23 protein-coding genes are annotated in these 25,530 nt (G+C 44.5%); 9 read left to right on the forward strand and 14 right to left on the reverse strand.

The features are described 5' to 3' along the window. Nucleotides 1–98 precede the first annotated feature (98 nt). The 12 genes from MHN32_RS16890 to MHN32_RS16945 all read right to left on the reverse strand — a co-directional run bounded on the left by MHN32_RS16890 (nucleotide 99) and on the right by MHN32_RS16945 (nucleotide 11,691). Nucleotides 99–1,049: an ATP-binding protein gene (locus MHN32_RS16890; RefSeq protein ID WP_239422364.1), complete on the reverse strand. Its 951-nt coding sequence runs from the start codon at nucleotides 1,047–1,049 to the stop codon at nucleotides 99–101. Nucleotides 1,050–1,053: 4 nt separating this feature from the next. Further along, the gene (locus MHN32_RS16895; protein WP_010604927.1) at nucleotides 1,054–1,593 is read right to left on the reverse strand and encodes a heme NO-binding domain-containing protein; all 540 of its coding nucleotides are present in this window, start codon (nucleotides 1,591–1,593) and stop codon (nucleotides 1,054–1,056) included. A 130-nt stretch (nucleotides 1,594–1,723) separates the two neighbouring features. Further along, nucleotides 1,724–3,136 (reverse strand): hypothetical protein, encoded by a 1,413-nt coding sequence (locus MHN32_RS16900; RefSeq protein WP_239422365.1) that lies wholly within the window; start codon nucleotides 3,134–3,136, stop codon nucleotides 1,724–1,726. Between the two features lie 100 nt (nucleotides 3,137–3,236). Then, nucleotides 3,237–3,533 carry a DUF1330 domain-containing protein gene (locus MHN32_RS16905; protein ID WP_045988103.1) on the reverse strand — a complete coding sequence of 99 codons (297 nt, stop codon included), beginning with the start codon at nucleotides 3,531–3,533 and terminating at the stop codon, nucleotides 3,237–3,239. Between the two features lie 25 nt (nucleotides 3,534–3,558). Further along, nucleotides 3,559–3,948: a VOC family protein gene (locus tag MHN32_RS16910; RefSeq protein ID WP_010604930.1), complete on the reverse strand. Its 390-nt coding sequence runs from the start codon at nucleotides 3,946–3,948 to the stop codon at nucleotides 3,559–3,561. A gap of 118 nt (nucleotides 3,949–4,066) precedes the next feature. After that, entirely contained in the window at nucleotides 4,067–4,828 is a 762-nt protein-coding gene (locus MHN32_RS16915; protein ID WP_010604931.1) for an SDR family oxidoreductase, read from the reverse strand. Nucleotides 4,829–4,834: 6 nt separating this feature from the next. Next, the gene (mmsB, locus tag MHN32_RS16920; RefSeq protein WP_239422366.1) at nucleotides 4,835–5,722 is read right to left on the reverse strand and encodes a 3-hydroxyisobutyrate dehydrogenase; all 888 of its coding nucleotides are present in this window, start codon (nucleotides 5,720–5,722) and stop codon (nucleotides 4,835–4,837) included. 12 nt (nucleotides 5,723–5,734) lie between these two features. Beyond that, the gene (locus tag MHN32_RS16925; RefSeq protein ID WP_239422367.1) at nucleotides 5,735–6,874 is read right to left on the reverse strand and encodes an enoyl-CoA hydratase/isomerase family protein; all 1,140 of its coding nucleotides are present in this window, start codon (nucleotides 6,872–6,874) and stop codon (nucleotides 5,735–5,737) included. Continuing rightward, complete coding sequence (locus MHN32_RS16930) at nucleotides 6,874–7,650, reverse strand: enoyl-CoA hydratase (protein ID WP_069022460.1); 777 nt, start codon at nucleotides 7,648–7,650, stop codon at nucleotides 6,874–6,876. Before MHN32_RS16930 ends, MHN32_RS16925 begins: the two co-directional genes overlap by 1 nt. Before the next feature lie 10 nt (nucleotides 7,651–7,660). Then, complete coding sequence (locus MHN32_RS16935; protein WP_010604935.1) at nucleotides 7,661–8,818, reverse strand: acyl-CoA dehydrogenase family protein; 1,158 nt, start codon at nucleotides 8,816–8,818, stop codon at nucleotides 7,661–7,663. Nucleotides 8,819–8,925: 107 nt separating this feature from the next. Continuing rightward, a complete protein-coding gene (locus MHN32_RS16940) occupies nucleotides 8,926–10,416 on the reverse strand; it encodes a CoA-acylating methylmalonate-semialdehyde dehydrogenase (RefSeq protein ID WP_010604936.1) in 1,491 nt (496 codons plus the stop codon). Between the two features lie 96 nt (nucleotides 10,417–10,512). Continuing rightward, on the reverse strand, nucleotides 10,513–11,691 hold the full coding sequence (locus tag MHN32_RS16945) for an acetyl-CoA C-acyltransferase (protein ID WP_239422368.1): 1,179 nt from the start codon (nucleotides 11,689–11,691) through the stop codon (nucleotides 10,513–10,515). Nucleotides 11,692–12,005: 314 nt separating this feature from the next. On the opposite strand from MHN32_RS16945, the gene MHN32_RS16950 reads away from it, so the two are divergent. From MHN32_RS16950 to MHN32_RS16990, 9 genes are all read left to right on the forward strand, one after another. Further along, nucleotides 12,006–12,398, forward strand: coding sequence for a MerR family DNA-binding transcriptional regulator (locus MHN32_RS16950; protein WP_010378624.1), 393 nt, complete (start codon nucleotides 12,006–12,008; stop codon nucleotides 12,396–12,398). Between the two features lie 24 nt (nucleotides 12,399–12,422). Next, nucleotides 12,423–13,598 carry an isovaleryl-CoA dehydrogenase gene (locus tag MHN32_RS16955; protein ID WP_010378622.1) on the forward strand — a complete coding sequence of 392 codons (1,176 nt, stop codon included), beginning with the start codon at nucleotides 12,423–12,425 and terminating at the stop codon, nucleotides 13,596–13,598. Between the two features lie 9 nt (nucleotides 13,599–13,607). Next, nucleotides 13,608–15,215: a carboxyl transferase domain-containing protein gene (locus tag MHN32_RS16960; protein ID WP_010604938.1), complete on the forward strand. Its 1,608-nt coding sequence runs from the start codon at nucleotides 13,608–13,610 to the stop codon at nucleotides 15,213–15,215. Nucleotides 15,216–15,224: 9 nt separating this feature from the next. Then, entirely contained in the window at nucleotides 15,225–16,007 is a 783-nt protein-coding gene (locus tag MHN32_RS16965; protein ID WP_010604939.1) for an enoyl-CoA hydratase-related protein, read from the forward strand. An 8-nt stretch (nucleotides 16,008–16,015) separates the two neighbouring features. Next, nucleotides 16,016–17,959, forward strand: coding sequence for an acetyl/propionyl/methylcrotonyl-CoA carboxylase subunit alpha (locus MHN32_RS16970; RefSeq protein WP_239422369.1), 1,944 nt, complete (start codon nucleotides 16,016–16,018; stop codon nucleotides 17,957–17,959). Further along, nucleotides 17,959–18,867 (forward strand): hydroxymethylglutaryl-CoA lyase, encoded by a 909-nt coding sequence (locus MHN32_RS16975; protein ID WP_239422370.1) that lies wholly within the window; start codon nucleotides 17,959–17,961, stop codon nucleotides 18,865–18,867. Before MHN32_RS16970 ends, MHN32_RS16975 begins: the two co-directional genes overlap by 1 nt. Before the next feature lie 27 nt (nucleotides 18,868–18,894). Continuing rightward, nucleotides 18,895–19,593, forward strand: a complete 699-nt coding sequence (locus tag MHN32_RS16980; RefSeq protein ID WP_010378612.1) for a CoA transferase subunit A — start codon at nucleotides 18,895–18,897, stop codon at nucleotides 19,591–19,593. A 9-nt stretch (nucleotides 19,594–19,602) separates the two neighbouring features. Next, nucleotides 19,603–20,268, forward strand: coding sequence for a CoA transferase subunit B (locus MHN32_RS16985; RefSeq protein WP_239422371.1), 666 nt, complete (start codon nucleotides 19,603–19,605; stop codon nucleotides 20,266–20,268). A 697-nt stretch (nucleotides 20,269–20,965) separates the two neighbouring features. Beyond that, nucleotides 20,966–22,540, forward strand: coding sequence for a BCCT family transporter (locus MHN32_RS16990; RefSeq protein WP_010604943.1), 1,575 nt, complete (start codon nucleotides 20,966–20,968; stop codon nucleotides 22,538–22,540). Between the two features lie 61 nt (nucleotides 22,541–22,601). Here MHN32_RS16990 and MHN32_RS16995 read toward each other — a convergent pair whose 3' ends face one another. Both MHN32_RS16995 and MHN32_RS17000 read right to left on the reverse strand, forming a co-directional pair. Further along, on the reverse strand, nucleotides 22,602–23,303 hold the full coding sequence (locus MHN32_RS16995; protein WP_010604944.1) for a 3'-5' exonuclease: 702 nt from the start codon (nucleotides 23,301–23,303) through the stop codon (nucleotides 22,602–22,604). A gap of 9 nt (nucleotides 23,304–23,312) precedes the next feature. Beyond that, a complete protein-coding gene (locus tag MHN32_RS17000) occupies nucleotides 23,313–25,208 on the reverse strand; it encodes a DUF294 nucleotidyltransferase-like domain-containing protein (protein WP_239422372.1) in 1,896 nt (631 codons plus the stop codon). Nucleotides 25,209–25,530: the final 322 nt, after the last annotated feature.

The raw sequence follows: 25,530 nt of genomic DNA on the forward strand, positions 1-25,530 counted from the left end.
TATTAAAAGATGAGGCTCGAAACCTCAGATGAAAATCACTGAGATATATCTGATTTAGTCGATTAACGTATTATAAAATAGGGACAGGCGCAAGCTTTTCACTGTTCCAGAGGAAAGGAAATAGTAAACTGACTACCCACTCCTTCTTGGCTCTGAACATCAATTTTCCCTTTGTGCTCTTTTACAATCGCATGAGTAATGGCAAGTCCCATGCCCGTACCTTCACCGACAGGCTTAGTCGTAAAAAAAGGATCGAACAATCTAGGAAGCACATCAGCATCAATTCCAATTCCGTTGTCGCTAACACTTAAGATAATATCTTGATCGTTACCCGGTGCGAGTAACACTTCTATTGATTTATGCGATTTATGGCTCATGTCTACCGCATATTTAGCATTCACCAAAAGATTGATGATCGCTTGTTTTAGCGCTCCCTCCTTGCAATAGATAGTTGGCACATCTTCGACCGCGACGGTCAGCTCGTATCCCTTAAGTTGACCATGGAGTAAGCGAAGCGTGTCTTCAACAATAGACTTTAGAGACGCCCTACCGACACTATCGTTATTGGAGCGGGAGAAATTCATTAAATCGTTTACTATGGTTTTAATTCGCTCGCAGCCGTGCAGCGTATCGTGAACGAGATCTGGCAAATCATTCGTAATTTCGTCAATACGTTGCCTTAAATATATATCAATAAGGCGAGCTTCCAATTGATCTCCTCTCAATTCATTTTGCTCAAGTGATTTTACTGTCTCAAGCAATTGTAATATGGGCGAGATATAGTAATTAAGTGACTCTAGGTTACCTGCCACATATGCCAACGGGTTATTTAATTCATGTGCAACGCCTGCTGATAGTGTCCCTAATGTCGCCATACGTTCGTTGTTTATTAATACGGCTTGCTGATTCTTAAGTTGCGCTAATTGACGTTCAAGTGTTTGATTGGCTAGATATAACGCTCGCGTTTTCTCTTCAAGTAATGACTCGACTTCATCACGCGCACAACGCTCTCTTAGATACGCCTTTTTATAGTCGTTATATTCAGACATCGAATTAATCCAAATGAAGAATGAGTACGCAATGTTTAGCGCCGCTGTGCATGCACTGTGGATGTTCAATTTTTAGTTTGCGACTGTAAAATTGGGCGGCACCATAAAGAAGCCCTTCCGCACAAAAACACAATTTACGATTCGAGCAATACTCTAATACGATAGTTTTGTCATCTTTCACTATCGCCGCAATTGAGGGGAGGTTCGGTTCATCGTAAAGCTTTTTTACCTCCATGTGTATCACGCTATCGATAGATAAAACCAATTCTTCAAACGACGTAAATTTTGATGAAATACCTTTGTGCTTTTCCGCTAAAAATCCAAATAACGACTGTCCGAAAATGGCCAATACATCTGTCAATGGCTTATTCAATTTGTCAGCAACGCCTTGCGCTAACGCAAATAACTCTGCATCTGGGTAGGATGTAGGGGAAACATAAACCCTTCCCTCAGGTGCATGTGCTTCGAGTAACTCATCCCAAGCTTGCATGCCAATCGCTTCTACAACTAATTCTTCTAAACCTCTAAATATCACGCCGCGCATTAAACTCTCCCTTAACAAAGTTGCTGCGTTATATAGTCAAGACTCACGTCGAAACAAGCCTTTGAATTAACTAGCTTGTTTCGTTCTTAATTAAGTGTAGAACAATATTTGGGATGTAATAGATCTTTCTCTATTCAGCTATAGGAGTTTGTTCGTCAAGTTCAATTGTATCGAGTTCAATTGTATCGAGTTCAATTCTTTCAAGCATAGACATATTGAGAAAGTTATCTAGTTCCTCATTATGCGCAAATACCTTGTCTTTTATGCCTTGATAGTAGTCATTTACAATTCCAGCTAAATTGCGCTCCATCCAAGTTTCGACAGAGTCTGAGCGTTTAAACGCATCGGGGTTTTCTTCAACATCTTCTAAAATAGATAGCCACATATTGAGCTCAGCTCGCACAGGCATACCTTCTGACTGCTCCATTACGTCATTCATCCAACCGAGCCCCTGATTTTCATAGGTTTTTATCAGCTGATTGTATAACCTACTTTTTTCGTTATCGTCAGCTGGTGCACCTTTAAATTTAACGTATTCTCGATTGTCAGTTCTAAAGTATTCTGTGTTCTCATTTTCGTAATTGAGTTTGCTCAATCTTGCGAACAGGTTATTCGGCTCCCGCGTATCCACTTCGTTTAACATTTCTATAAAAGTAGTTCGGTCATTTGCCTTAACCAAGGTTGCCATATCTAGCATGCCACGACTCGTATCAAAATCAGAATTTGCTATATGCGCGTTCAGATCTAAAAGATCACCGTCTGAGAATTTGTTATCAATGACAAATTTTGCATAGTCATTTAATAATTGGTTGTTCATGTCACCATACTCATTTACATCTTCAAAAAAGCCCAAATCTCTTACATTTAAATCGAAATCAGCATGGCCGTCTTTATCAAGCAGATAAGCTGGTAAATTTGGTTCTGCGAAGACTTTATTGTTAGCTTGCTCCATCAGCTTAGACATGGTCCTCACCGTATCTTTTAATACCTCATCTGACATATTGCTAAGCTTATTTATTAGCTTGGTAGAATAATCATCCTTTTTTGGATCAAGTATGTTGATAGACAACGATTCGACAATAAAATCGGTGAGCTGTCCAAGCTCCTCATCAGTTAATCTGTTAGCAACATCAAGAAGTGCTTCAGTTGGTTTAAAGTGGGAAAACTTTATTTTTTGTTCTTCGTCCAAACGATCGAAAATAGCTAGAAATTCGTCAATTTTCTCTCTTCCTTCAAAATCACCATAGGTATCTTTATAAATATGGCCATTTTCATCCGTCCCCATATGCTCTCGATGAATCCCATAGCGCTTAAGCCCAACCATGCTGAGGTCTAGGTTGAGAAAAAATTCTTTACTGTATGTGACTGGTGATTGTGTGTAAGAAAAATCAATAGTTAATTCATTGTCTGAACTAGGTAATTGATTGGGCTCATCGTCGGCCCTATTTGTCGCAACTTCTCTGACCTTTTCATGTAGTTTTTCTGACGATGTTGAGTTTACAACATTGCCGTTATTCATTTGATATGGTGGTCTTATATTCATAACCTATATCCTTGTTACAAATTCATTTTACCGCGGAGTTATTAAATGTTATCGACCCACATAGAATAAACTTTACCCAATTTTGCTCCTTGTTTTAGCCTTACCTAATGTAGCTTGCCAAAATATCGAACCCACTGACGCTATCTTCAAAGTATCGCGCTTTTACCTCTACATATTCAGCATCACTGAAGAAGGACTCCATTGAAGCTTGATCAGGAAAATATATGGTAAAAAGTCGATTCGCTTGGCACTGTCCCTCTGTTAGCAAGGTTTCTGCAATATGAAAATCGTTACTAAATCCACCACCATATTGTCTTAAGATTGGCTTCATCGCTTCACGATATTTGGCATATCGCTCGCTGTTATGAATTTCCATCGCCACTAACATCTCATACATAATTTAACCCTTTTAGAGTAGTTAACTAACATTGCTCATAAAGCTCCAGCGGCAAACCATCAGGATCGCTGAAAAAGGTAAACCGTTTGCCTGTATATTCATCTATTCGAACAGGCTCTACAGCAACTTGATACTGCACAAGGTGTGCAATACAAGCATCAATATCTGATACACTAAATGCTAAATGCCTCAGCCCTTGCGCCTCTGGATGTGATGGTCGCTTGGGAGGATTTGGAAACGAAAACAACTCAACCTGGCTCCCATCAGGCAGCGCAAGATCTAATTTATAGGACGCTCTATCTTTTCGATAGTTCTCCCTGAGTACGTGCAAACCAAGTACTTCGGTATAAAACACTTTTGATCTTTGGTAGTCAGAACAAATAACAGCGACGTGATGTATTCCAGATAACTTCAAGCACTTCTCCTAACTAATTTAATGTCTTTCAAATAAAAAAGCGGCAATTTGCATTGCCGCTTCACACACTCAAGTAGGAACTTGGACTACAAGTTGTAAAACCAAGCCTATTTTTTCATTACAAGCGAATGCCGCCGTCAATCTCAACGACACGTCCCGTAAAGAAATCGTTTTCAATGATATATTTTGCAGTATGGGCAATTTCTTGCGCTTCGCCAAGACGCCCTACTGGCTTCATTTTCACTAGGCGCTCTTTGGCTTCAGGCTTCATTGCATCGGTCATTTTTGTACGGATCACACCTGGCGCAATTGCGCCCACGCGAATACCAAAACGACCTAATTCTTTAGCCCAACTGGTAGTCATCGCAACGACTCCAGACTTTGCCGCTGAATAATTGGTTTGTCCCATATTACCAGCGCGTGCAACGCTCGACATATTAATGATCACGCCACCATTACCCGCTTCTACCATTTTGACAGCAGCTTCGCGACCGCACAGGAAAACACCCGTGAGGTTGACATCAATAACGGATTGAAATTGCGAAAGCGACATTTTGTCGATGACTTGCCCATCTTTTGCTTTGAGTAGCAAACCGTCACGCAAAATACCCGCATTATTAATTAATACCGAAATATCGCCGAAGTCATTTACGATCGCATTAAACACATTTTCGACGTCTGATTCTTGACTAACATTAGCGACATACGTGTTAACTTGGGTGCCGAATTGAGCTAGTTCGTGCTTCGCTTCTGCTAAAACGTCTTCTTGCATATCAATCAGGGCAAGTTTTGCCCCATGCTTTGCCATTTCAGTCGCCATGGCAAGACCTAAGCCTTGCGCACCACCGGTGATCACAACTGTTTTATTGTTAATATCCATAGTGTCCTATTTCTCTGAATAAAGCTTAAAAATCGCACTAAAGTCTTCATTGCCTTTGCCTTGATTTTGCATCAAGTTATACAAATTCTTCGCCAGAGCCCCCATGGGCGTCGCAGAATTCGTTTGCTGCGCAGATTGCATCGCAAGACCAAGATCTTTAGCCATTAAATCAACCATAAAGCCCGGCTTATAACCGTTCGAAGAAGGCACATTTTCTAGTACGTCAGGACATGGGTTGTATAGCTCTAGCGTCCAGTTACGACCAGAGCTGTTTAGCATGATTTCGCTCAATACTTTAGGATCTAAGCCATGATCTACACCCATCTGCAGCGCTTCACTTGTGCCCGCCATTAGTATTGATAACAGCATATTGTTACATATCTTAGCGACTTGTCCGGCACCAATATCTCCAGCATGGAAGATATTCTTACCCATATTGGTCAGTACCACATGCGCACGTTCAAAGTCCGCTTTATTACCACCGACAATAAAAGTTAAGGTACCGGCCGCTGCACCTGCCACACCGCCAGACACTGGCGCATCGACAAATGAAATACCCGATTCTGCCAACTTGTTGCCAACAAACTGAGCAGATCCAGCATCAATGGTCGAGCAATCAATTACTTGTGTGTTTTTGCTAAGGTAATTAATTAATCCGTCATCACCGGTATACACTGCTCGAACATGTTTGCCTGCAGGCAGCATACTGATCACATAATCAGCTTCGCGACATACATCGCTCACAACCGTCGCCTTCGTCGCGCCACTTGCTTCAAGCGTCGCAACGGCCTCTGGGTTCAAATCGAATACACATACTTGGTGGCCAGCCTTTAATAGGTTAATGGCCATTGGACCACCCATATTGCCTAAGCCGATAAATCCTACTTGTGCCATTTAAGTCACTCCTTATAAGTCACGCAATGGGTGATCGTTTTCATCCCAGCGAGGTGCAAAAAAGCGTTCTATTGCATCGTCTGTAACCTCGGCGACAGATTTAAATCGCCAATTTGGCTTGCCATCTTTATCGATAAGCAACGCACGTACACCCTCTTGAAACTCACCAAACTCGCCAGCCGTTACCGACATTCCTAATTCCTGCTTAAAACAGTCTCTTAGTGTTTTGCCTGCACTTCTAGTGAGCTGAGCTTTAACCAATGCGGCACTTAATGGTGAACCATGCTTTAATGCAGCCTGTGCCTTGCTTAGCCATTTGTTGTCAGTGCTATCCAACGCCAAAATAAACTCAACCTGCTCTGATAAATCATCTTTCTCATCAAGCGCTTCGAACACTTTGATAAGCGGTTTAATTTCGCTTTTGGGCGGCGCATGAGACGCTTCATCTAGTGACAACAGCAACTGAGTAAGCTTTTCATGATTTAATACATTGGTTTTGCCCCAGTTCACTTCAACTAGGTTTTGTAATAGTAAGCTCAGTTTTTCTGAGTCCATAAAATGATCGGCGAGCCCAACCAGCTTGGCATCCGCAGCGTTAATGTTTGCAGCGGTGAGACCCAAGAATAGTCCAACGCCTTTTGGCATCTTATTGAGGAAATAGCTCCCTCCCACATCAGGGTATAAGCCAATGGTGATTTCCGGCATCGCGATGCGCGACGTTTCGGTCATCACTTTATGGCTTGCGCCAGCCGTTAAGCCCAGTCCGCCCCCCATGATGATGCCATTACCCCATAGTAGGATTGGCTTATCATAGTTATGGATTTGATAATCTAACCGGTACTCTTCACTGAAAAAGGTTTCGATTAATGCGTTACTCGTATCAGACGACATTTCGCGATATAAACTCACGACATCGCCGCCGGCACAAAACGCCTTCTCTCCAGCACCTTTTAGCATAACCATTGCTATTTGCGGGTCGTTTGCCCAAGCGTCTAGTTGTGGCGCGAGCAAACGGATCATATCAAGGTTTAAGGCATTTAACGCTTTTGGTGCATTTAATGTCGCCAGCGCTATTTTCATCCCGTTATGGCACGTTGCCTGTTCGAAAATAACCGGCGCCTCTTCGTGATTTATTAGCTCAAATTCAATCATTAGCCATTTACCCAATTCGCTTTACGCTTCTCTAAAAACGCGTTTACGCCTTCTTTTTGATCTTGCGTATCGAATAGTGTTACGAAAAGTTCGCGTTCAAGTGGCAATGCGCTATTGATAGTGCCAGTGCGGCCTTTTTGAATTAGAGCCTTACAAGCCGTGACCGCAACTGGACTTTGATCTTCTACTTTCTTAGCAAGTTCAAGCGCAGCTTCCAGTGCTTTACCCTGCTCGACCACTTCTTCAACTAAGCCAATTTGCTGTGCTTTATCAGCTTTTAAGCGCTCACCGCATAAAATCATACGTTTTGCCCAGCCTTCGCCTACAAGCCACGACAAGTTTTGTGTGCCGCCAGCACAAGGTAACAACCCCACTTTCGCCTCTGGGAGTGCCATTTGTGCTTGAACTTCGGCAATGCGGATATCGCATGCTAGTGCTACTTCTAAACCGCCACCCATTGCAAAACCATTGATAGCAGCAATAGATACGCCTCTAAAGTCGCTGAGTGTTTCAAACGCTTCGCCAAATACTCGAGACATATCCGCAGCGACTCCTTTGTCACCGTCGGCAAATACGTTTAGATCAGCACCGGCTGAAAAGAACTTTTCACCTTCGCCAGTGATCACTAACGAATAGATTTCTTTATCTGCGTTCAATTCGATTACTAGATTTTTAAGTGCAGTTAATGTGTCTTTTGTCCACGTATTCGCCGGTGGATTTGACATAGTAACAACGGCAGTATGGCCTTGTTTTTCGAGTTTTAATTGTGCAGTCATGATACTCTCCTTATAGGACGCTTGCCGCGCCTTCAGCTAAGATCCGACGTGCAATAATTACACGCATGATTTCGTTTGTACCTTCAAGGATCTGATGAACACGTACGTCACGTAAATGACGTTCAAGTGGATATTCTTTGATATACCCGTAACCACCATGAATTTGCAGTGCATCATCACACACCTTAGTGCCCACATCAGTGGCAAAACGCTTCGCCATTGCACAATAAGTGGTCTTCTCTGGGTCGTTGCTATCCAGCTTAAATGCTGCAAGTCGAACCATTTGGCGCGCAGCCACAAGTTCTGTATTCATATCTGCAATTTTAAATTGCAGTGCTTGGAACGCCGCTAACGGTTTACCAAACTGAGAACGCTCTTGCATATACTGCTTGGCGGTATTGAGCGCTTGCTGGGCTGTACCTATAGAGCAAGTTGCAATATTAATACGACCACCATCAAGACCTTGCATCGCAAATTTGAAGCCTTCGCCTTCTTGGCCTAGTAGGTTGGCAGCTGGGATACGGACATTTTCAAGCGTGATAAGGCGCGTAGGTTGAGCGTTCCAACCCATTTTTTCTTCTGCTTTGCCATAAATAACGCCATCAGCATCGGCAGGTACAACAAAGGCCGAAATACCTTTTGGACCTGCTTCACCGGTTCTTGCCATTACCACCAATACGTCAGTTTCACCCGCGCCTGAGATAAACATCTTAGAGCCAGACAAAACGTACTCGTCTCCTTCTTTTATTGCTTTTGTTTTCAGCGATGCGGCATCAGAGCCAGAACCAGGCTCTGTTAGACAGTAAGAAGCCAGTAGCTCACCTGTTACTAACTGATCCATATATTTTGCTTTGGTTTCTTCCGTTGCAAAGCTCGCTATCATCCACGTTGCCATGTTATGAATAGTCAACATGGCGGTTGTTGCTGTACAACCCATTGAAAGTTGTTCAAAAATAATACTTGAGTCAAGGCGAGATAAACCCAGACCACCTGCCTCTTCAGGCGTATATAGACCGCAAAAACCAAGCTCACCTGCTTTTTGAATTACGTCTTTTGGAAAAATGTGCTCTTGATCCCATTTTGCTGCATGTGGAGCAAGCTCGCTCATTGCAAATTGGTGCGCCATATCGGCAAATGCTTGTTGATCTTCGTTTAGGTTAAAGTCCACGCTAGACCTCTCTTGCTGTTCTGACACCCTGAATGTGTGTCGGTAATTCTTATCGTTTTGGTAAAAAATAGCGTGCTCCCCCTGCAGAGCACGCTATGCAATATGAGTTATCTAAGGTTGATACTCATATTTGGACCACTGACAGCCTCATCGTCAAACCAACGTGAGGTAATCGTTTTGGTTTCTGTATAGAAACGCACGCCTTGCTTACCATAGGTGTGTTGGTCACCGTAGAATGAGTTCTTCCAACCAGTAAATGAGAAGAACGGCAATGGCACAGGAATAGGAATATTAATGCCGACCTGACCCACTTCGATTTCACGCTGGAACTTACGTGCTGCGCCACCGCTTGCAGTGAATAATGAGGTGCCGTTGCCGTATGGGTTGTTATTAATAAGCGTAATTGCTTCATCTAAACTATCGACAAATACACAGCAAAGGACTGGGCCAAAGATTTCTTCTTTGTAGATATCCATTTCAGTTGTGACATTTGAAAACAGGGTTGGACCTACCCAGTTACCACTTTCATAACCCTCAACTGTAAAATCAGAGCCGTCTAGCAAACACGTTGCGCCTTGCTGCTTACCACTGTCAATCAGCGACAGAATGCGCGCTTTAGCCTGCGGCGTCGTTTGCGGACCATAAGCGGCTTCAGGATCATCCCAAACGCCAGGACGAACCTTCGCCATTGCGTCTTTTAGTTCCTCTACCCACTGTTGTGATTGCCCAACAAACACGGCAACTGAGATCCCCATACAGCGCTGACCACCTGCGCCGACCGAAGAGCCAACCAGATTATTGATCACTTGTTCTTTTTTCGCATCAGGCATGATAACCATGTGGTTTTTCGCACCAACACATGCTTGAACGCGTTTGAGGTTTTGCGTACCTTTGCTGTAAATGTACTGACCAACACCACAAGAACCCACGAAAGAAATCGCGCGAATTTCCGGCGCTTCAAGGATTTGGTCAACCTGATCCTTACTACCGTGTACTACCTGTAGTACGCCTTTTGGCGCACCAGCTTCTTCAAACAATTCAACCAAGCGCATTGGCGTTAGTGGATCTTGCTCTGATGGCTTAAGTACAAAGGTGTTACCGCATACAATTGCCATTGGGAACATCCACAGCGGGATCATCGCTGGGAAGTTAAATGGCGTAATACCCGCACAAACGCCTAGCGGTTGGGTATATGAATAGGTGTCGATATTTCGGGCAACGTTTTCTACCGTCTCGCCCATCATCATTGAAGGGGCATTACATGCTTGCTCAACCACTTCAATACCACGCCATACATCACCTTTCGCATCTTCAAAAGTTTTGCCTAGTTCATGGCAAATGATGGTTGCGATTTCTTCTTGATGCTCTTTAAGAAGCGCTGCATAACGCATCATAATTCGCGCACGCTCAGTTACCGGAACATTACGCCACGTTTTAAATGCCTCTTGAGCTGAATGAATTGCAGCTTGTACTTCTTCGTTAGTAGCACAAGGTACTTTTGCTAACACTTCTTGATTAGCCGGATTAACAACGTCTAACCATTTGTCAGACTGAGACTGTGAAAATTCACCGTTGATGTATAAAGGTACTTGGTGCATGAAGCACTCCTCCCCATAAAACGAGTTTATGCGCTGCGTGAATGATTAGAATTATGGAAAACGCAGCGCCCCTTGAACGAAATAAATTGCAGTAACTTACACTTCTACCGCGAGCGCTACAGCTTCACCACCACCGATACATAGTGACGCTACGCCTTTTGATAAGCCGCGGTTTTTTAGTGCATGGATAAGTGTAACTAAGATGCGTGCACCGCTTGCACCGATTGGGTGACCTAGTGCACAAGCACCACCGTTGACGTTGACTTTGTTGCTATCTAACTGCATTTCGTTGATAGCCAACATAGTCACCATGGCAAACGCTTCGTTGATTTCCCAAAGGTCAACGTCTGCTGTCGACCAACCCGCTTTTTCAAGCAGCTTATTCATCGCACCGACTGGTGCCACGGTAAATTCAGCAGGCGCTTGTGAGTGAGTTGCATGGGCAACAATCTTACAAAGTGGTGTCAAACCGTGCTTTTTCGCTTCTGATTCACTCATTAAAATCAGCGCTGCTGCACCATCAGAAATAGACGAAGAGTTAGCAGCAGTGATAGTGCCGTCTTTTTTAAATGCTGGGCGAAGTGATGGAATTTTGTCTGGACGCGCGTTACCAGGTTGCTCGTCAGTATTAACCTCAACATCCCCCTTACGCGTACTCATTACATGAGGGGCAATTTCATTGCCAAAGCTGCCATTTTCGATTGCGGCGTTTGCTTTACTTAGTGAGCCAAGTGCAAATTCATCCATGTGCTCACGGGTAATGCCATATTCATCAGCAGTAGCTTGTGCGAAACAACCCATCGCTTTATTGTCATAAGCATCTTCTAAGCCATCAGCCATCATATGGTCTTTGATTTCGCCATGACCCATGCGCATTCCGCCACGGGCTTTTGGAATAAAGTAAGGTGAGTTAGTCATGCTTTCCATGCCACCAGCGATAGCAGAATGAATGCTACCTGAGCGGATGAGATCATGCGCGAACATCGCCGCTTTTAGACCCGAGCCGCACACCTTGTTAATAGTGGTTGCTCCCGTCGAGCGTGCAAGCCCCGCATGTAGCATCGCTTGACGCGCTGGCGCTTGACCAAGACCTGCAGGTAAGACACAGCCCATGATAACTTCGTCTATACTCGCGTCACTAAGACCTGTTTCATTCATTACTGCTTTAATTGCAGTCGCACCTAAGTCTGTCGCGGTTGCGTCAGATAGGCTTCCCATAAAGCCACCCATTGGTGTACGCTTAGCAGCGACGATGACAACAGCTTCGTTACTCATTGCAAAACTCCTGTTTACAAGCCAATCTTGGCTTGTTAAAAATTAACTCTGTATTCGAGCATACATAATATTTACGTTTACGCCAACGTAAATCTAAAATCAAGCCAAACGAGATCAGTGAAAGTGTAAAGCTAACTTGCACAAATTTGTTTCCAAGGCTTATTTTCTCTAGCTGTAATGAAGATTTGATGACAATTCGAACGGACAGATTATTCCTTTTATAAGACTAAAGAAGGATCTGCTATTCTTACTTTACCTTTACGTAAACTTCACTTATATTGGTCTAATCAGTGACGTTGTAAGTGTAAATAAAAATGCAAGAAATTAATGAACCTACCTATTCAATCAGCGAGTTAGCTAAAGAATTTGATATTACTACTCGCAGTATTCGTTTTTACGAAGACCAAGGACTCCTTTCTCCTAGGCGCCAAGGACAAACGCGTATTTACTCAAAACGTGACAAAGTTCGATTAAAACTGATCCTTCGCGGCAAACGCCTTGGTTTTACACTTGCTGAAACTGGCCGACTATTTGAGCTTTACGACGCCGACAAATCGAGCGAAAAGCAACTTAAAACCATGTTGCAACTCATTGAAGAGAAAAAAGCCGATTTAAGCCAACAGATGGACGACATTAAAGTTGTCTTAATGGAACTGGTGACGGCTGAGCGCCGTTGTCGCGACACCCTACACGAGCTCGAAAAATAAACTCTCACAACAGGATGAAGACCGATGAGCACAGTATCTTTATATAAAGAATTAAACTTTGGACTAGGCGAAACAGCAGACATGATCCGTGATCATGTGAATAGCTTTGCGACCAGTGAAATTGCCCCACTTGCTGAAAAAACAGATCAAGAAAATGCATTTCCAAACGAAATGTGGCCAAAGTTTGGCGAAATGGGCCTACTTGGGATCACCGTCGCTGAAGAATTTGGCGGCTCAAACATGGGTTATCTTGAACACGTTATCGCAATGGAAGAGATAAGCCGTGCGAGTGCATCAATTGGCTTAAGCTACGGCGCACACTCAAACCTATGTGTGAACCAAATTAACCGTAACGGCAACCAAGCCCAAAAAGAAAAATATCTACCAAAACTTATCAGCGGTGAACACATCGGTGCACTAGCAATGAGTGAGCCCAATGCTGGCTCTGACGTGGTGTCAATGAAACTGCGTGCTGAAAAGCAAGGTGACAAGTTCATCCTTAACGGTAATAAAATGTGGATCACTAATGGTCCAGATGCCGACGTTTTTGTGATTTACGCAAAAACGGATACCAATGCAGGCCCTCGTGGGATCACAGCCTTTATCGTCGAAAAAAGCTTCCCTGGTTTTTCAACGGCACAAAAGTTAGACAAACTTGGAATGCGTGGTTCAAACACCTGTGAGCTGGTATTCGAAAACTGCGAAGTACCTGCAGAAAACATCCTTGGCGAATACAACGAAGGCGTTAAGGTACTCATGAGTGGCCTTGACTACGAGCGTGTGGTGTTAGCAGGCGGTCCGCTTGGTATTATGCAGGCTTGTATGGATGTAGTAGTACCTTATATTCACGAGCGTAAACAATTTAACCAATCCATCGGTGAATTCCAGCTGGTGCAGGGCAAAGTTGCCGACATGTACACGCAAATGAACGCCGCACGCTCATACGTTTATACCGTGGCGAAAGCCTGTGACCGTGGCGAAACCACACGTAAAGATGCTGCTGGTGCAATTTTGTATGCCGCAGAACTTGCAACCAAACTTGCACTTGATGCCATTCAGCTACTAGGTGGAAACGGTTATATCAATGAATATCCTACAGGTCGACTACTTCGCGATGCCAAGCTGTATGAAATTGGCGCTGGTACGTCTGAGATCCGCCGTATGCTTATCGGACGTGAGCTATTCAACGAAAGTCGCTAGGAGTGCTACATGACGGTACTAAATTCTGCGGTTAATCCGCATGATCCCCAGTTCAAGGCAAACAGCGATGCGATGGCATCGCTGGTTGCTGATCTTAAAGAGAAAGTCGCCACATTGAGCCAAGGTGGTGGTGAAGCGCTTATTGCGCGTCACCAAAGTCGCGGTAAATTATTTGTACGTGACCGAATTGAAACCTTGCTTGACGAGGGCTCGCCGTTTTTAGAAATTGGCCAATTCGCCGCGTTTGGTGTTTACGAGCAAGATATTCCTTGTGCTGGTGTGGTCGCCGGGATCGGACGCGTTAAAGGCGTTGAATGCATGATTGTGGCAAATGATGCGACGGTAAAAGGGGGAACCTATTTCCCTATTACTGTAAAAAAACACCTACGAGCGCAAGAAATCGCTGAGCGCTGCCATCTTCCTTGTATTTATTTAGTGGATTCTGGCGGTGCGAACCTGCCAGAGCAAGATGAAGTATTCCCAGATAAATTGCATTTTGGTCGGATTTTCTACAATCAAGCCCGTATGTCTGCAAAGGGGATCCCACAAATCGCAGTGGTCATGGGGTTATGTACCGCTGGCGGAGCGTATGTACCAGCGATGGCCGATGAAAGTATTATCGTCAAAGAACAAGGCACCATTTTCTTGGCAGGGCCACCACTTGTTAAAGCGGCCACGGGTGAAGAAGTGAGTGCAGAAGACTTAGGCGGCGCAGATGTTCACTGTAAAGTCTCAGGTGTAGCCGATCACTATGCAGAAAATGACGAGCATGCGCTTTCTATCGCAAGACAGTGCGTGTCACGCCTTAACCATCAGCGCCCTACTCGCCCGTTCCTGCAAGATGCCAAACCACCACGTTATGACATCAGTGAGGTGTATGGCATTGTTGGTACGGATCTGAAAAAACCATTTGATGTACGCGAAGTCATTGCCCGTATCGTGGACGATTCTCAGTTTGATGAATTTAAACGCTACTTCGGCGAAACACTCGTGACTGGTTTTGCTGAAATTTATGGTCACCCTGTAGGGATCGTAGCAAACAACGGTATTCTCTTTTCTGAATCCGCGCAAAAAGGCGCACACTTTATTCAACTCTGTGCACAGCGCAATATTCCGCTGCTATTTTTGCAGAACATTACTGGATTTATGGTTGGTCAAAAATACGAAGCGGAAGGTATCGCCAAGCACGGTGCAAAAATGGTAACTGCCGTTTCCTGTGCTGATGTGCCTAAGTTTACAGTATTGATTGGCGGCTCATATGGTGCTGGTAACTATGGCATGTGTGGTAGAGCGTACGAGCCAACCATGATGTGGATGTGGCCAAACGCACGGATCTCCGTAATGGGTGGTGAACAAGCTGCAGGCGTATTAACGCAGGTTAAACAAGATGGTTTAGCGCGTAAAGGCCTTAGCATGAGCGATGCCGAAGTGAGCGAATTTAAAAAGCCAATTATCGAGCAGTACGAAAAGCAAGGACACCCATACTATGCCAGCGCAAGGCTTTGGGACGATGGCGTTATCGACCCTGCGGATACGCGCACAGTACTTGGTCTTGCCTTAGAGGCTGCGAGCAATGCGCCGCAAAAAGAATCTAAATTTGGCGTCTTCAGAATGTAAGGAGCACTTATGCCTGTCACTTTAAATATAACAAAAAGCAAAGTGGCGATTTTAGAGCTAAGTCGCCCAGAAAAACATAATGCCTTCAATGCGGAGGTGATTGCCGAACTCATTAAGAATATCGAATATGCCAGCGGCCTCGATGTCAGAGCGCTGGTATTAAAAACCGAAGGTAAACACTTTTCAGCGGGGGCTGATCTGGCGTGGATGAAATCCATGGCAGACAACGACTATGACGAAAACGTCGCTGATTCTTTAGAACTTGCTAAATTAATGCAAGTGCTGGCCACTTGCCCTCACCCAACGCTGTGTTTGGTGCAAGGTGCAGCTTTTGGCGGTGCACTCGGATTAATCGCCTGTTGCGATATCGCCATTGCAGAGCACAACTCTAAATTCTGTTTAAGCGAAGTCAAGCTTGGTCTTATTCCGGCAGTAATTAGTCCTTATGTCATTAAAGCCATTGGGGAACGCCAAGCGCGACGCTATTTTTTAACAGCCGAAGTATTCGATGGTGAAAAGGCGCTAGAAATGGGTTTAATTCACGAATTGAGCGATGATTTAGCAAAAAGCGAAGCGGATTTTCTCGAGACCTTGCTTAACAATGGCCCTGCTGCTGTGAAAAGTGCCAAAGCACTGATCAGCGAAGTTGCTGGTAAAGAAATAAATGAAGCGTTGATCGCCCATACCGCAAAGCGTATCGCTGAAATTAGAGTAAGTGACGAAGGCCAAGAAGGGCTTAGCGCCTTTTTCGATAAACGAGCACCACGCTGGCAAACCGCCGCAAGCGAATAGGAGTCTACATGCTAACTAAAATTCTAGTCGCGAACCGTGGTGAAATTGCCTGCCGCGTGATGCGCACCGCAAAGAAATTGGGCCTAACCACAGTGGCAGTTTATTCTGATGCAGATGCCAATGCGATGCATGTGAAAACAGCTGACGAAGCCTATCATATCGGTCCGGCACCAAGTAAAGAGTCTTATTTGGTCGCAGACCGAATTCTTGAAGTCGCCAAAGCGGCGGGCGTCGATTGCATCCACCCAGGTTATGGTTTTTTGTCTGAAAATGAAGTATTCGCAAAAGCGTGCGAAGCGGCAAACATTGCGTTTATCGGTCCGCTGGCAAGTTCTATTGAAGCGATGGGTTCTAAGACTCGTGCCAAGGAAATCATGCATGACGCTAATGTACCTTTGGTCCCTGGGTATTATGGCGACAAACAAGAAGATGATTTCTTACAGGCAGAAGCTGAAAAAATCGGCTTTCCGGTACTTATCAAAGCCGCTTACGGCGGTGGTGGTAAAGGGATGCGCGTGGTACGAGAAAGCAGCGAGTTTTTATCGGCATTACATGGCGCTAAACGTGAAGCTGCAGCGAGTTTTGGCAATGACTTAGTGCTGCTTGAGCGTTTTGTCGATAAGCCTCGTCACGTTGAAGTACAAGTTTTTGCCGATAGTCACGGTAACTGTGTTTACCTTGGTGATAGAGACTGTTCACTACAGCGTCGTCACCAAAAAGTGATTGAAGAAGCGCCCGCCCCAGGTTTGAGTGACGCGATGCGCAAAGCTATGGGTGAAGCGGCAGTACGCTGTGCGCAGGCGATTAACTATCGTGGCGCAGGTACAGTAGAGTTCTTACTATGTGGCGATGAGTTCTTCTTTATGGAGATGAATACTCGCCTGCAAGTAGAGCACCCAGTGACAGAAATGGTAACTGATCTCGATTTAGTCGAGTGGCAACTGATGGTTGCTGCGGGTGAACAGCTACCGCTGACCCAGGAGCAGGTTTCGTTATCCGGTCATAGCTTTGAAGCGCGTATTTACGCAGAAGACCCTGAAGAAAACTTCATGCCGTTTTCAGGTGTACTTTCACATCTTAGCTTTCCTGAAGCCAAAGATGGCATAAGAATTGACACCGGCGTGCAACAAGGCGATGAGATCAGTCCATTTTACGATCCTATGATCGCCAAGCTTATTGTTCATGGCAAAAACCGCGAGCAAGCGTTACTAAAGCTAAAATCGAGTTTAGAGCAAGTACATCTGTGTGGTTTAAAATCCAATATTGCATTTTTACATCACTTAGCAGGCCACCCTACTTTCACAGCTGGTGCGCCTGATACCCACTTTATCGACACGCAAACTGAGGTATTAACTCAATCGAATACGCCGCTGGATAAAATGGTGTTATTAGCAAGTGCGGCCTACCTTAGCCACCAACAACCATGTAAAAACACGGTGTGGGGAAACTTAGGCTTTAGGCTTAACCAAACCGCGAAAGTGGATTTACCATTTGCAGATCATGTCGCCTGTGCCTATCAATCTCAAGGTGGTTGGAAGGTTTCGTTTAACGAGCAAATCCACCAAATTGAATGTGAATTAAATGGACACCAGTTAACAGTGGTGATTGATGGTGAAAGGTTACACGCCAGTGCCATTGTGACCGAAACCGCGATCACTATTATGTATGGCCCGTATCAACATACCGTTGAACTCAAGTCAAAGCATTACATTAGCGATCATGAGCACGAAGCTGCACCGCTGGCAGCGCCATTGAACGGCACCGTGGTTAAGCATTTGTTAGCCGTCGGTACCCAAGTTAATAAAGGCGATGCCGTGGTGATAATCGAAGCCATGAAGATGGAATATACGCTCAATGCACCATTTGATGGCACGCTCACTTCATACTGCTTTGCAGAAGGCGAACTGGTTAGTCATGGCGATATGCTGGCGATTGTTGAGGAGCAGGACTAATGTCTCAGTATCCGGCTAACGTCAAAATTGTAGAAGTCGGCGCACGTGACGGCTTACAAAATGAGGTCAGTGTTGCTACAGAAGCTAAAATCTCGCTGGTTAACGCATTAAAAGACGCTGGTCTCAAGCACATAGAAGCAGGCGCGTTTGTGTCGCCCAAATGGGTGCCACAAATGGCCGATTCTGCTGCGGTGATCCAAGGCTTTGAGCGTAGTGAAGGCGTTGAAATAAGCGCCCTAACGCCAAACCTTAAAGGCGCAGAGCTTGCACTAGAAAATCAGGTCGACGAATTTGCCATTTTTACTGCCGCCAGTGAGGCATTTACGCAAAAAAACATCAACTGCACGATTGAACAAAGTATTGAACGCTTTCGTCCCGTTGTTGAACTTGCACAAAAAAACAACATAAAAGTAAGAGGTTATGTTAGCTGCGTGGTTGGTTGCCCATATCAAGGTGAAGTACAACCAAAGCAAGTTTTAGCGGTATGTAAACAATTGTTGTCACTTGGTTGTTATGAAATCAGCCTAGGCGACACTATAGGTGTTGGTACGCCTAAAAAAGTCCAGCAGCTGCTCACCTTGTTACTGCAACATATCCCTGCTGACAAGCTTGCGGTGCATTTCCATGATACCTACGGACAAGCATTAACGAATATTCACACGGCCCTGCAAATGGGGATCGCAACTGTTGATAGCGCCGTTGCAGGTCTCGGTGGTTGCCCTTACGCCAAAGGCGCGTCAGGAAATGTTGCCACTGAGGATGTAGTTTACTTGCTGCAAGGACTTGGCATTGAGTGTGGAATTGATTTAGAAAGGCTAGCAAAAGCAGGATGGACAATTTGTGATGCGCTAGGCAAGACACCAAGCAGTAAAGTGTCGTTAGCACTCAAACAAACTTGTCAATCTTAAAACAATAACATTATTAGGAGTGGGCTTATGGCCGGTTTCGATAAAGTCGTATCAAGCTACAGCGAAGCGATGGCGGGTCTTAAAGACGGCGATACCATCATCGCAGGTGGCTTTGGTTTGTGTGGTATTCCAGAAGGCTTAATTGCAGAAATTAAGCGCCTGCAAACAAAAGAACTTACCGTGGTTTCAAACAACTGTGGGGTCGACGACTTTGGTTTAGGTATTTTGCTTAAAGATCGTCAAATTAAGAAGATCATTGCCTCTTATGTTGGCGAAAATGCGCTGTTTGAACAACAACTTCTCGATGGCATTATTGACGTTGAATTAACACCACAAGGTACGCTTGCAGAGAAGATGCGCGCTGGTGGCGCTGGGATCCCAGCTTTTTACACGGCAACAGGATACGGTACTCCCGTTGCTGAAGGTAAAGAAGTAAAAGAATTTGATGGCCGACCATATATTTTGGAAGAATCAATTACCGGTGAGTTTGCTATTGTTAAGGCTTGGAAAGCAGATCGCTATGGCAACTTGGTGTTCCGCCACACAGCAATGAACTTTAACCCAATGGCGGCGACAGCCGGAAAAATCACCGTAGCGGAAGTTGAAGAAATCGTAGAACCGGGTGAGCTTGAGCCGAGTCAAATCCACACCCCAGGTATTTATGTCAATCGCGTGATCAAAGGTGACTTTGAAAAACGTATTGAACGTGTCACAACGCGCAAATAGGAGGCAATCATGGGTTTAAATCGTGAACAAATTGCGATGCGCGTGGCGCAAGAGCTTGAAGACGGTTACTACGTTAACTTAGGCATAGGTATTCCAACCTTAGTGGCTAACTACGTACCACAAGGCATTGAAGTGATGCTGCAATCGGAAAATGGCTTGTTGGGTATGGGTCCCTACCCAACTGAAGACCTAGTTGATGCCGATATGATCAACGCGGGTAAAGAAACCGTGACAGCAGCGACAGGTGCAGCAATTTTTAATAGTGCGGAAAGCTTTGCCATGATCCGTGGTGGTCATGTAGACTTGACGGTACTAGGTGCTTTTGAAGTTGATCAACAAGGCAATATCGCGTCTTGGATGATCCCGAAAAAATTAATCAAAGGCATGGGTGGTGCAATGGACTTAGTTGCTGGTGCACGCAACATCATAGTGACCATGACCCATGCTAGCAAACACGGCGATTCTAAATTGCTTGAATCATGCACATTGCCGCTAACTGGCGTAAATTGTGTTAAGAAAATCGTAACAGATTTAGCTGTGTTAGAAGTAAAAGACGGCGCATTCCATTTGCTAGAACGCGCACCGGGTGTTAGTGTTGATGAAATAATCAGCAAAACTGCAGGCAAGCTTATCGTCGACGGTGAGATCCCTGAAATGCAGTTTGAGGCATCGTAAGACACACCCTAACTTACAAATGTACCGACCTCATTCCCAGTGCCAAAGGCGCTGAGTTACCCAAAACCCCTCGCAAGAGGGGTTTTTTTTCACATGCCATCAAAGAAAAACTCCTTAGTCTACATCACTCTTCATGTCTAGTTGATGAATGTGATGATTTTTAAATAAAAAATTCAGTAGCCATTTACTTTTCAATCTCACCCCCTAAACTAGTAGAGATAGTTTTGGTTGGCATTGAATATTCACCTGCCAGTACAACTTAAAACTAAAAAGTTGCTGCTTTGAAGCATCGACTGAATATCAAGTTGACACAATATATTGATACCATAGCTTAGTAGCATAACGGTTCGGTTGGTTTATCTTAATTACAAGTATTGAGGCAGTATACTGTCGCTGTAACTAACATAAACCCATCATATATTTAGATAGTCATTCGGCTGATGTGATTGAAATGCATAAATCGAATGAATACGCTAAATAATCTAAACTAGACTAAGTAATTTTTGTGGCTTATGGCTAGCATATTTTACGACTGATAAAGTCATTCTAAGCCGCTAATGATTAGCATTAATAGCCAGATTACATTTTGCTTTGTTGCATAGTTAGTTTATGTCGAATTGTTATCACCCACTGTCTAGCGATTAATTCAGTATATCAGCTTGGTGTCGTATCACGATGAGAACAACAAGAGGATATCATGGGCAATCACCACGATAAGTACAGCATCGATAATACAGACTACACAGTTGGACAAGACAATGTTCAAAAGTGGGGATTTGACGTACATAACCCTGTATTTGGTGTAAGTGCTGGATTAATACTGGCGTTTTTAGTCGCCGTATTATTAGTTGATGCAAACACAGCTAAAACCACTTTAGACGGCATAAAGTGGGATATCATAGGTAACTTTGATGCCCTATTTATGTGGTCTGGTAATTTCTTTGTGCTATTTTGTTTGGTGCTTGTTTTATCGCCTTACGGTAAAATTCGTTTAGGTGGTGAAAACGCCAAACCAAGCTATACTCGGGCGTCATGGCTGGCGATGCTATTTGCAGCAGGTATGGGTATCGGTCTGATGTTTTGGGGTGTAGCGGAGCCTGTCGCCTATTACACTGGCTGGTACAAAACACCATTAAATGTTGCTGCAAACACACCTGAAGCGGCTGAACTTGCAATGGGCGCGACCATGTACCATTGGGGTTTACATCCTTGGGCTATTTACGCCGTTGTCGCGCTTTCTTTAGCATTCTTTGCCTACAATAAAGGCTTACCACTGTCGATCCGCTCAATCTTTTATCCTATTTTAGGAGACAGAGCTTGGGGTTGGCCGGGCCATATCATCGATATTCTCGCCGTTCTTGCTACCTTGTTTGGCCTTGCGACATCACTCGGTCTGGGCGCACAGCAAGCTGGTGCTGGGATCCAACATGTATTTGGCATAGAAGCAGGTCTCGGTCTAGAAATTGCCGTGATTGTGGGCGTTACTGCCCTTGCGATTATTTCGGTTGTTCGCGGTATTGATGGCGGTGTAAAGATACTTAGTAACGTTAATATGTTAATTGCATTTGTGTTATTAGTATTCGTTGGTATTGCAGGTTTTGCGATTGCCATGGGTAATATTCCGACGACTTTAATGGCCTATGTTGAAAACATCATTCCACTGAGTAACCCGCATGGTCGTGAAGATGAAGCATGGTTCCAAGGTTGGACCGTATTTTACTGGGCATGGTGGATTTCTTGGTCACCGTTTGTCGGTATGTTTATCGCACGCGTTTCTGAGGGGCGTACCATACGCGAGTTTATTACCGCAGTTTTATTAATCCCGACATTGGTAACCGTGATCTGGATGTCAATTTATGGTGGCCTTGCTATCGATCAGGTAAAAAATGGCATTGGCGCTCTAGGTACTGATGGCTTGACTGAAGTGCCACTGGCGATGTTCCAAATGTTTGAAAACCTACCGATGAGCGATTTACTCTCGTTCACGGCGATTGTACTTGTACTGGTTTTCTTCATCACCTCGTCGGATTCTGGTTCTTTGGTTATCGATAGTATTACCGCTGGTGGTAAAATAGATGCCCCAGTACCACAACGTATATTCTGGGCGAGTATTGAGGGTGCAATTGCTGCAGCGCTATTGTGGATCGGCGGTAAAGAGGCAATTGAAGCACTGCAAGCGGGTGCTATTTCAACAGGTTTACCGTTTACTTTTGTACTACTACTGATGTGTGTAAGTTTGATCCTCGGGCTTCGAACTGAGCCTAAAAGCTAACGGTCGTTAATCTCATTACAGGCGGAGCTTGGTGTATGCTCCGCCTTTTTGTTATTTGGGGTTAGCTCCACCAGCGTTTCACCATGTCTGATGGGTCTAAACAATATTGAGCTTGAGCTTGAAATAGCTCCGCCGTTGCTAACGCATCGGACAAGGCATGATGTGGCTGATAATAGGGAAGCCCATAGCGCTTTCTGCAGTCAGCTAAACGTACCGAAGGAATTGGTTTACGTTTGAGCTTATCAAGCCAGCCTCTGGCGTTGTTTATCGCTGACTTTTCAATTTCCATCGTATCAATCACTGGAAACTCAATACCCTCACCCAATCTCGCTTTTAGCGCAGAATCGAAAAATGACTTTTCGACAAACTGATAGTGCACCACTATGACTTTACCATGCAGCGAAGCAAACACTTCCTCAAGAATATCTTGCAGATCTGGCGCGCTTTCAACTTGTGAGTGTGTGATCCGGTGCAGTACCACAGACTCCTCAGCCAGCGGACTGGTTGGCTTCACTAACCAATGCTTCGCTTGAGCCAAGCGGATCCGTCGTAAGTCAAATGGTACGACACCAACGCTCACAATATCATCGGTGTTTGGGTCGAGCCCTGTAGTTTCAAAATCAAGGGCAACAAACTCGCACTGGCTCAATTGCTGGTAAGGATCTACCACGCCTTGCTGATAAAATGCTTGAATTCTCGGGTCTTTCGACGTTTCTACCAAATGCTGAAAGCGATTTGGCCATGACATAATCTCGCCTTGCATATTACACCGCTACTTCATCATGGATTTGTTTTGATAGCGAAACTTTAAAAAGCTCTGTGCTTTGTCTAACACGCCAAAAGCTTCTTTAAGATTACGCTGTTCAAAATCAGAGAGTGTTTCAGGCGGCAAGCTGTTATCAGGCTTTTCGCCCTGCTCAATTTGCCATGCTTGATGGCGAATACGCATGATGGCAATATATTCAAGCGCAGCTTGCAAATCTAGCACCTTACCCTTTGGCAGTATATTTGCCTCATCAATATCTTCTAATCGCTCGAAGGAGTTTTGTTTTTTAGAACCAACGCCAAGGGCATGCACTCGAACCAAATCTGAAAGCGGTGCTGTGCCACGGCGTTTAATGTTCATCGAACGCCTGTGCTCACCGTCTTGCTCAAGGACAAAACCATTAAAAAAGCCCAAAGGCGGTGTTCTTCTTAGCGCATTATGTGCCATCGCAGCCAAAAATTTAGGGGTGCTTTTGGCCTTTTTACTGATAAAAGCAGTGAGTTTCTCAGCCCATTTTGTTTCACCCCAGACGCCTTCCAGATCAAAGAAAATCGAACTGTTAAGTAAAGCCTCAGGACTGGGGTTTTCTATCCAGTCTTCAAATTGTGCTAACCATTGACTGTAAGTTAGACGCCAAGCTGGGTTGCTTGCCATGATCCCACCATCGCAATATTTATAGCCACAATTGGCTAGACCATCACACACAAACTTCGCCAACTTTTCGAAGTAAGCGCCATGCTCAGCGGGTTGATAACTGTCATCCAAGATCAGTGCATTATCCTGATCGGTCACAATTAATTGTTCATCCCGAGCCATTGAGCCAAGGGCAATAAAGCAGTAAGGAATTGGTGGTGGACCTACTTTTGCTTCCGCGAGTTCGAGTAACTTGTGTTTAAACGTTTTACCTATAATCGACATCGCAGAACCAATCATGTGTGAATTGGCGTCTTCATTCACCATCCGAGTAAAAATTGCAGGAAGCTGTTTGGCGTAACTGCTCAAGTCTTCAACACTTTGCTGGTCCATTAGCCCTCTAACAAACAACAGGCTGCTTTGAGACTCGTAGCGCAAAATATCGGATAGCGCGACCACTCCTATCGGTTTACGCTTATGAACAACAGGCAAGTGATGCACATTGTCTCTTAGCATCAGCATCATGGCTTCGAAGACGTAGGCATTGGAGTCAACAATAATAAGGTCAGTCGACATAATCTCAGAGACCGGAGTTTGATAATTCAGCCCCTCAGCGACTACTTTTGTGCGAAGATCTCTGTCACTGATAAGGCCAACCACCTGACCATCATCTTCATCTGGATCTTCGACAACTGGTTTCTCGGGGTCATAGATAAGTAGTGATGACACATGCTCTTTTGCCATCACTTGAGCTGCCTGCTGTACCGTGGCGTTGCGTTCAACGTACACCACATCGCGTAGCAATAGTTTACGCACTTTGGCCGTGGTCAAATCGTTGCTGTCGGCTTGCTCAGAAACCGTGATTTTTAGTCTCGCATTATCGTCTGCTTCAAAATAATCAGCAAACGCTTCATAAACGTCGCAATACTCATCAAAAATGCCTACAGGAATACAGTACACTAGTGTATCTTCAAGGCTTTGAGCGCCAAAACGAACTTTGCGATTCATCAATAAACCACGCTGGCCAAAGATCCCACCTGTGGAAATACGATTGTATAACTCACCTGAGCGCCGATAGAGCTCGACAGCACCAGATCGGATCACATACAAGTAAGTGATCTGCTCTCCATATTCCAAAATGCCGCTGCCCGCTCGGTAGTAACCTACTTCGACTTGGCTTGCGAGTTTATGTAGTGCCTCTTGAGGCAAATCCGAAAACGGCGGGTAAGCTACTAAAAAATTGGCAATTTCCTGATGTTCAACTTCCATGGTTTGCCTTGATATAAAAAGGAATTTAACCCTATTGTGGGCAACGAGGGATAAATTTGCAATGAAAGCTGGTTTAACTAAGGCTGCAGCAATTGTTTTTTCCACTGTTCACCATTGTGATCAGGAGACTCGCTAGGATGCAGTCGAATTTAGTAAACGTGAGGAATTGCGTTGTAATAGGTTAATTCCAATTCCCTATTAATTTGTTTTGCAATGACTGCGTGCTAAAGCTAAATAAGTACAAACGCCTAATTTGACCTAAGTCACTTTAAAAACCAGTGAAACCGCCTCATACTAGTTATCTATAACTATTCGCAACAGG

The organism is Pseudoalteromonas sp. Of11M-6 (assembly GCF_022347905.1).
Taxonomy (GTDB): Bacteria; Pseudomonadota; Gammaproteobacteria; order Enterobacterales; family Alteromonadaceae; genus Pseudoalteromonas.

What these genes read in the sequence shown, in the direction of transcription:
- MHN32_RS16980 (WP_010378612.1), top strand. Translation starts at nt 18,895, where the DNA reads ATGGCCGGTTTCGATAAAGTCGTATCAAGCTACAGCGAAGCGATGGCG.
- MHN32_RS16975 (WP_239422370.1), top strand. Translation starts at nt 17,959, where the DNA reads ATGTCTCAGTATCCGGCTAACGTCAAAATTGTAGAAGTCGGCGCACGT.
- MHN32_RS16965 (WP_010604939.1), top strand. Translation starts at nt 15,225, where the DNA reads ATGCCTGTCACTTTAAATATAACAAAAAGCAAAGTGGCGATTTTAGAG.
- MHN32_RS16940 (WP_010604936.1), bottom strand. Translation starts at nt 10,416, where the DNA reads ATGCACCAAGTACCTTTATACATCAACGGTGAATTTTCACAGTCTCAG.
- MHN32_RS16950 (WP_010378624.1), top strand. Translation starts at nt 12,006, where the DNA reads ATGCAAGAAATTAATGAACCTACCTATTCAATCAGCGAGTTAGCTAAA.
- MHN32_RS16990 (WP_010604943.1), top strand. Translation starts at nt 20,966, where the DNA reads ATGGGCAATCACCACGATAAGTACAGCATCGATAATACAGACTACACA.
- MHN32_RS16985 (WP_239422371.1), top strand. Translation starts at nt 19,603, where the DNA reads ATGGGTTTAAATCGTGAACAAATTGCGATGCGCGTGGCGCAAGAGCTT.
- MHN32_RS16895 (WP_010604927.1), bottom strand. Translation starts at nt 1,593, where the DNA reads ATGCGCGGCGTGATATTTAGAGGTTTAGAAGAATTAGTTGTAGAAGCG.
- MHN32_RS16900 (WP_239422365.1), bottom strand. Translation starts at nt 3,136, where the DNA reads ATGAATATAAGACCACCATATCAAATGAATAACGGCAATGTTGTAAAC.
- MHN32_RS16930 (WP_069022460.1), bottom strand. Translation starts at nt 7,650, where the DNA reads ATGACTGCACAATTAAAACTCGAAAAACAAGGCCATACTGCCGTTGTT.
- MHN32_RS16925 (WP_239422367.1), bottom strand. Translation starts at nt 6,874, where the DNA reads ATGATTGAATTTGAGCTAATAAATCACGAAGAGGCGCCGGTTATTTTC.
- mmsB (WP_239422366.1), bottom strand. Translation starts at nt 5,722, where the DNA reads ATGGCACAAGTAGGATTTATCGGCTTAGGCAATATGGGTGGTCCAATG.
- MHN32_RS16955 (WP_010378622.1), top strand. Translation starts at nt 12,423, where the DNA reads ATGAGCACAGTATCTTTATATAAAGAATTAAACTTTGGACTAGGCGAA.
- MHN32_RS16915 (WP_010604931.1), bottom strand. Translation starts at nt 4,828, where the DNA reads ATGGATATTAACAATAAAACAGTTGTGATCACCGGTGGTGCGCAAGGC.
- MHN32_RS17000 (WP_239422372.1), bottom strand. Translation starts at nt 25,208, where the DNA reads ATGGAAGTTGAACATCAGGAAATTGCCAATTTTTTAGTAGCTTACCCG.
- MHN32_RS16890 (WP_239422364.1), bottom strand. Translation starts at nt 1,049, where the DNA reads ATGTCTGAATATAACGACTATAAAAAGGCGTATCTAAGAGAGCGTTGT.
- MHN32_RS16995 (WP_010604944.1), bottom strand. Translation starts at nt 23,303, where the DNA reads ATGCAAGGCGAGATTATGTCATGGCCAAATCGCTTTCAGCATTTGGTA.
- MHN32_RS16960 (WP_010604938.1), top strand. Translation starts at nt 13,608, where the DNA reads ATGACGGTACTAAATTCTGCGGTTAATCCGCATGATCCCCAGTTCAAG.
- MHN32_RS16945 (WP_239422368.1), bottom strand. Translation starts at nt 11,691, where the DNA reads ATGAGTAACGAAGCTGTTGTCATCGTCGCTGCTAAGCGTACACCAATG.
- MHN32_RS16905 (WP_045988103.1), bottom strand. Translation starts at nt 3,533, where the DNA reads ATGTATGAGATGTTAGTGGCGATGGAAATTCATAACAGCGAGCGATAT.
- MHN32_RS16970 (WP_239422369.1), top strand. Translation starts at nt 16,016, where the DNA reads ATGCTAACTAAAATTCTAGTCGCGAACCGTGGTGAAATTGCCTGCCGC.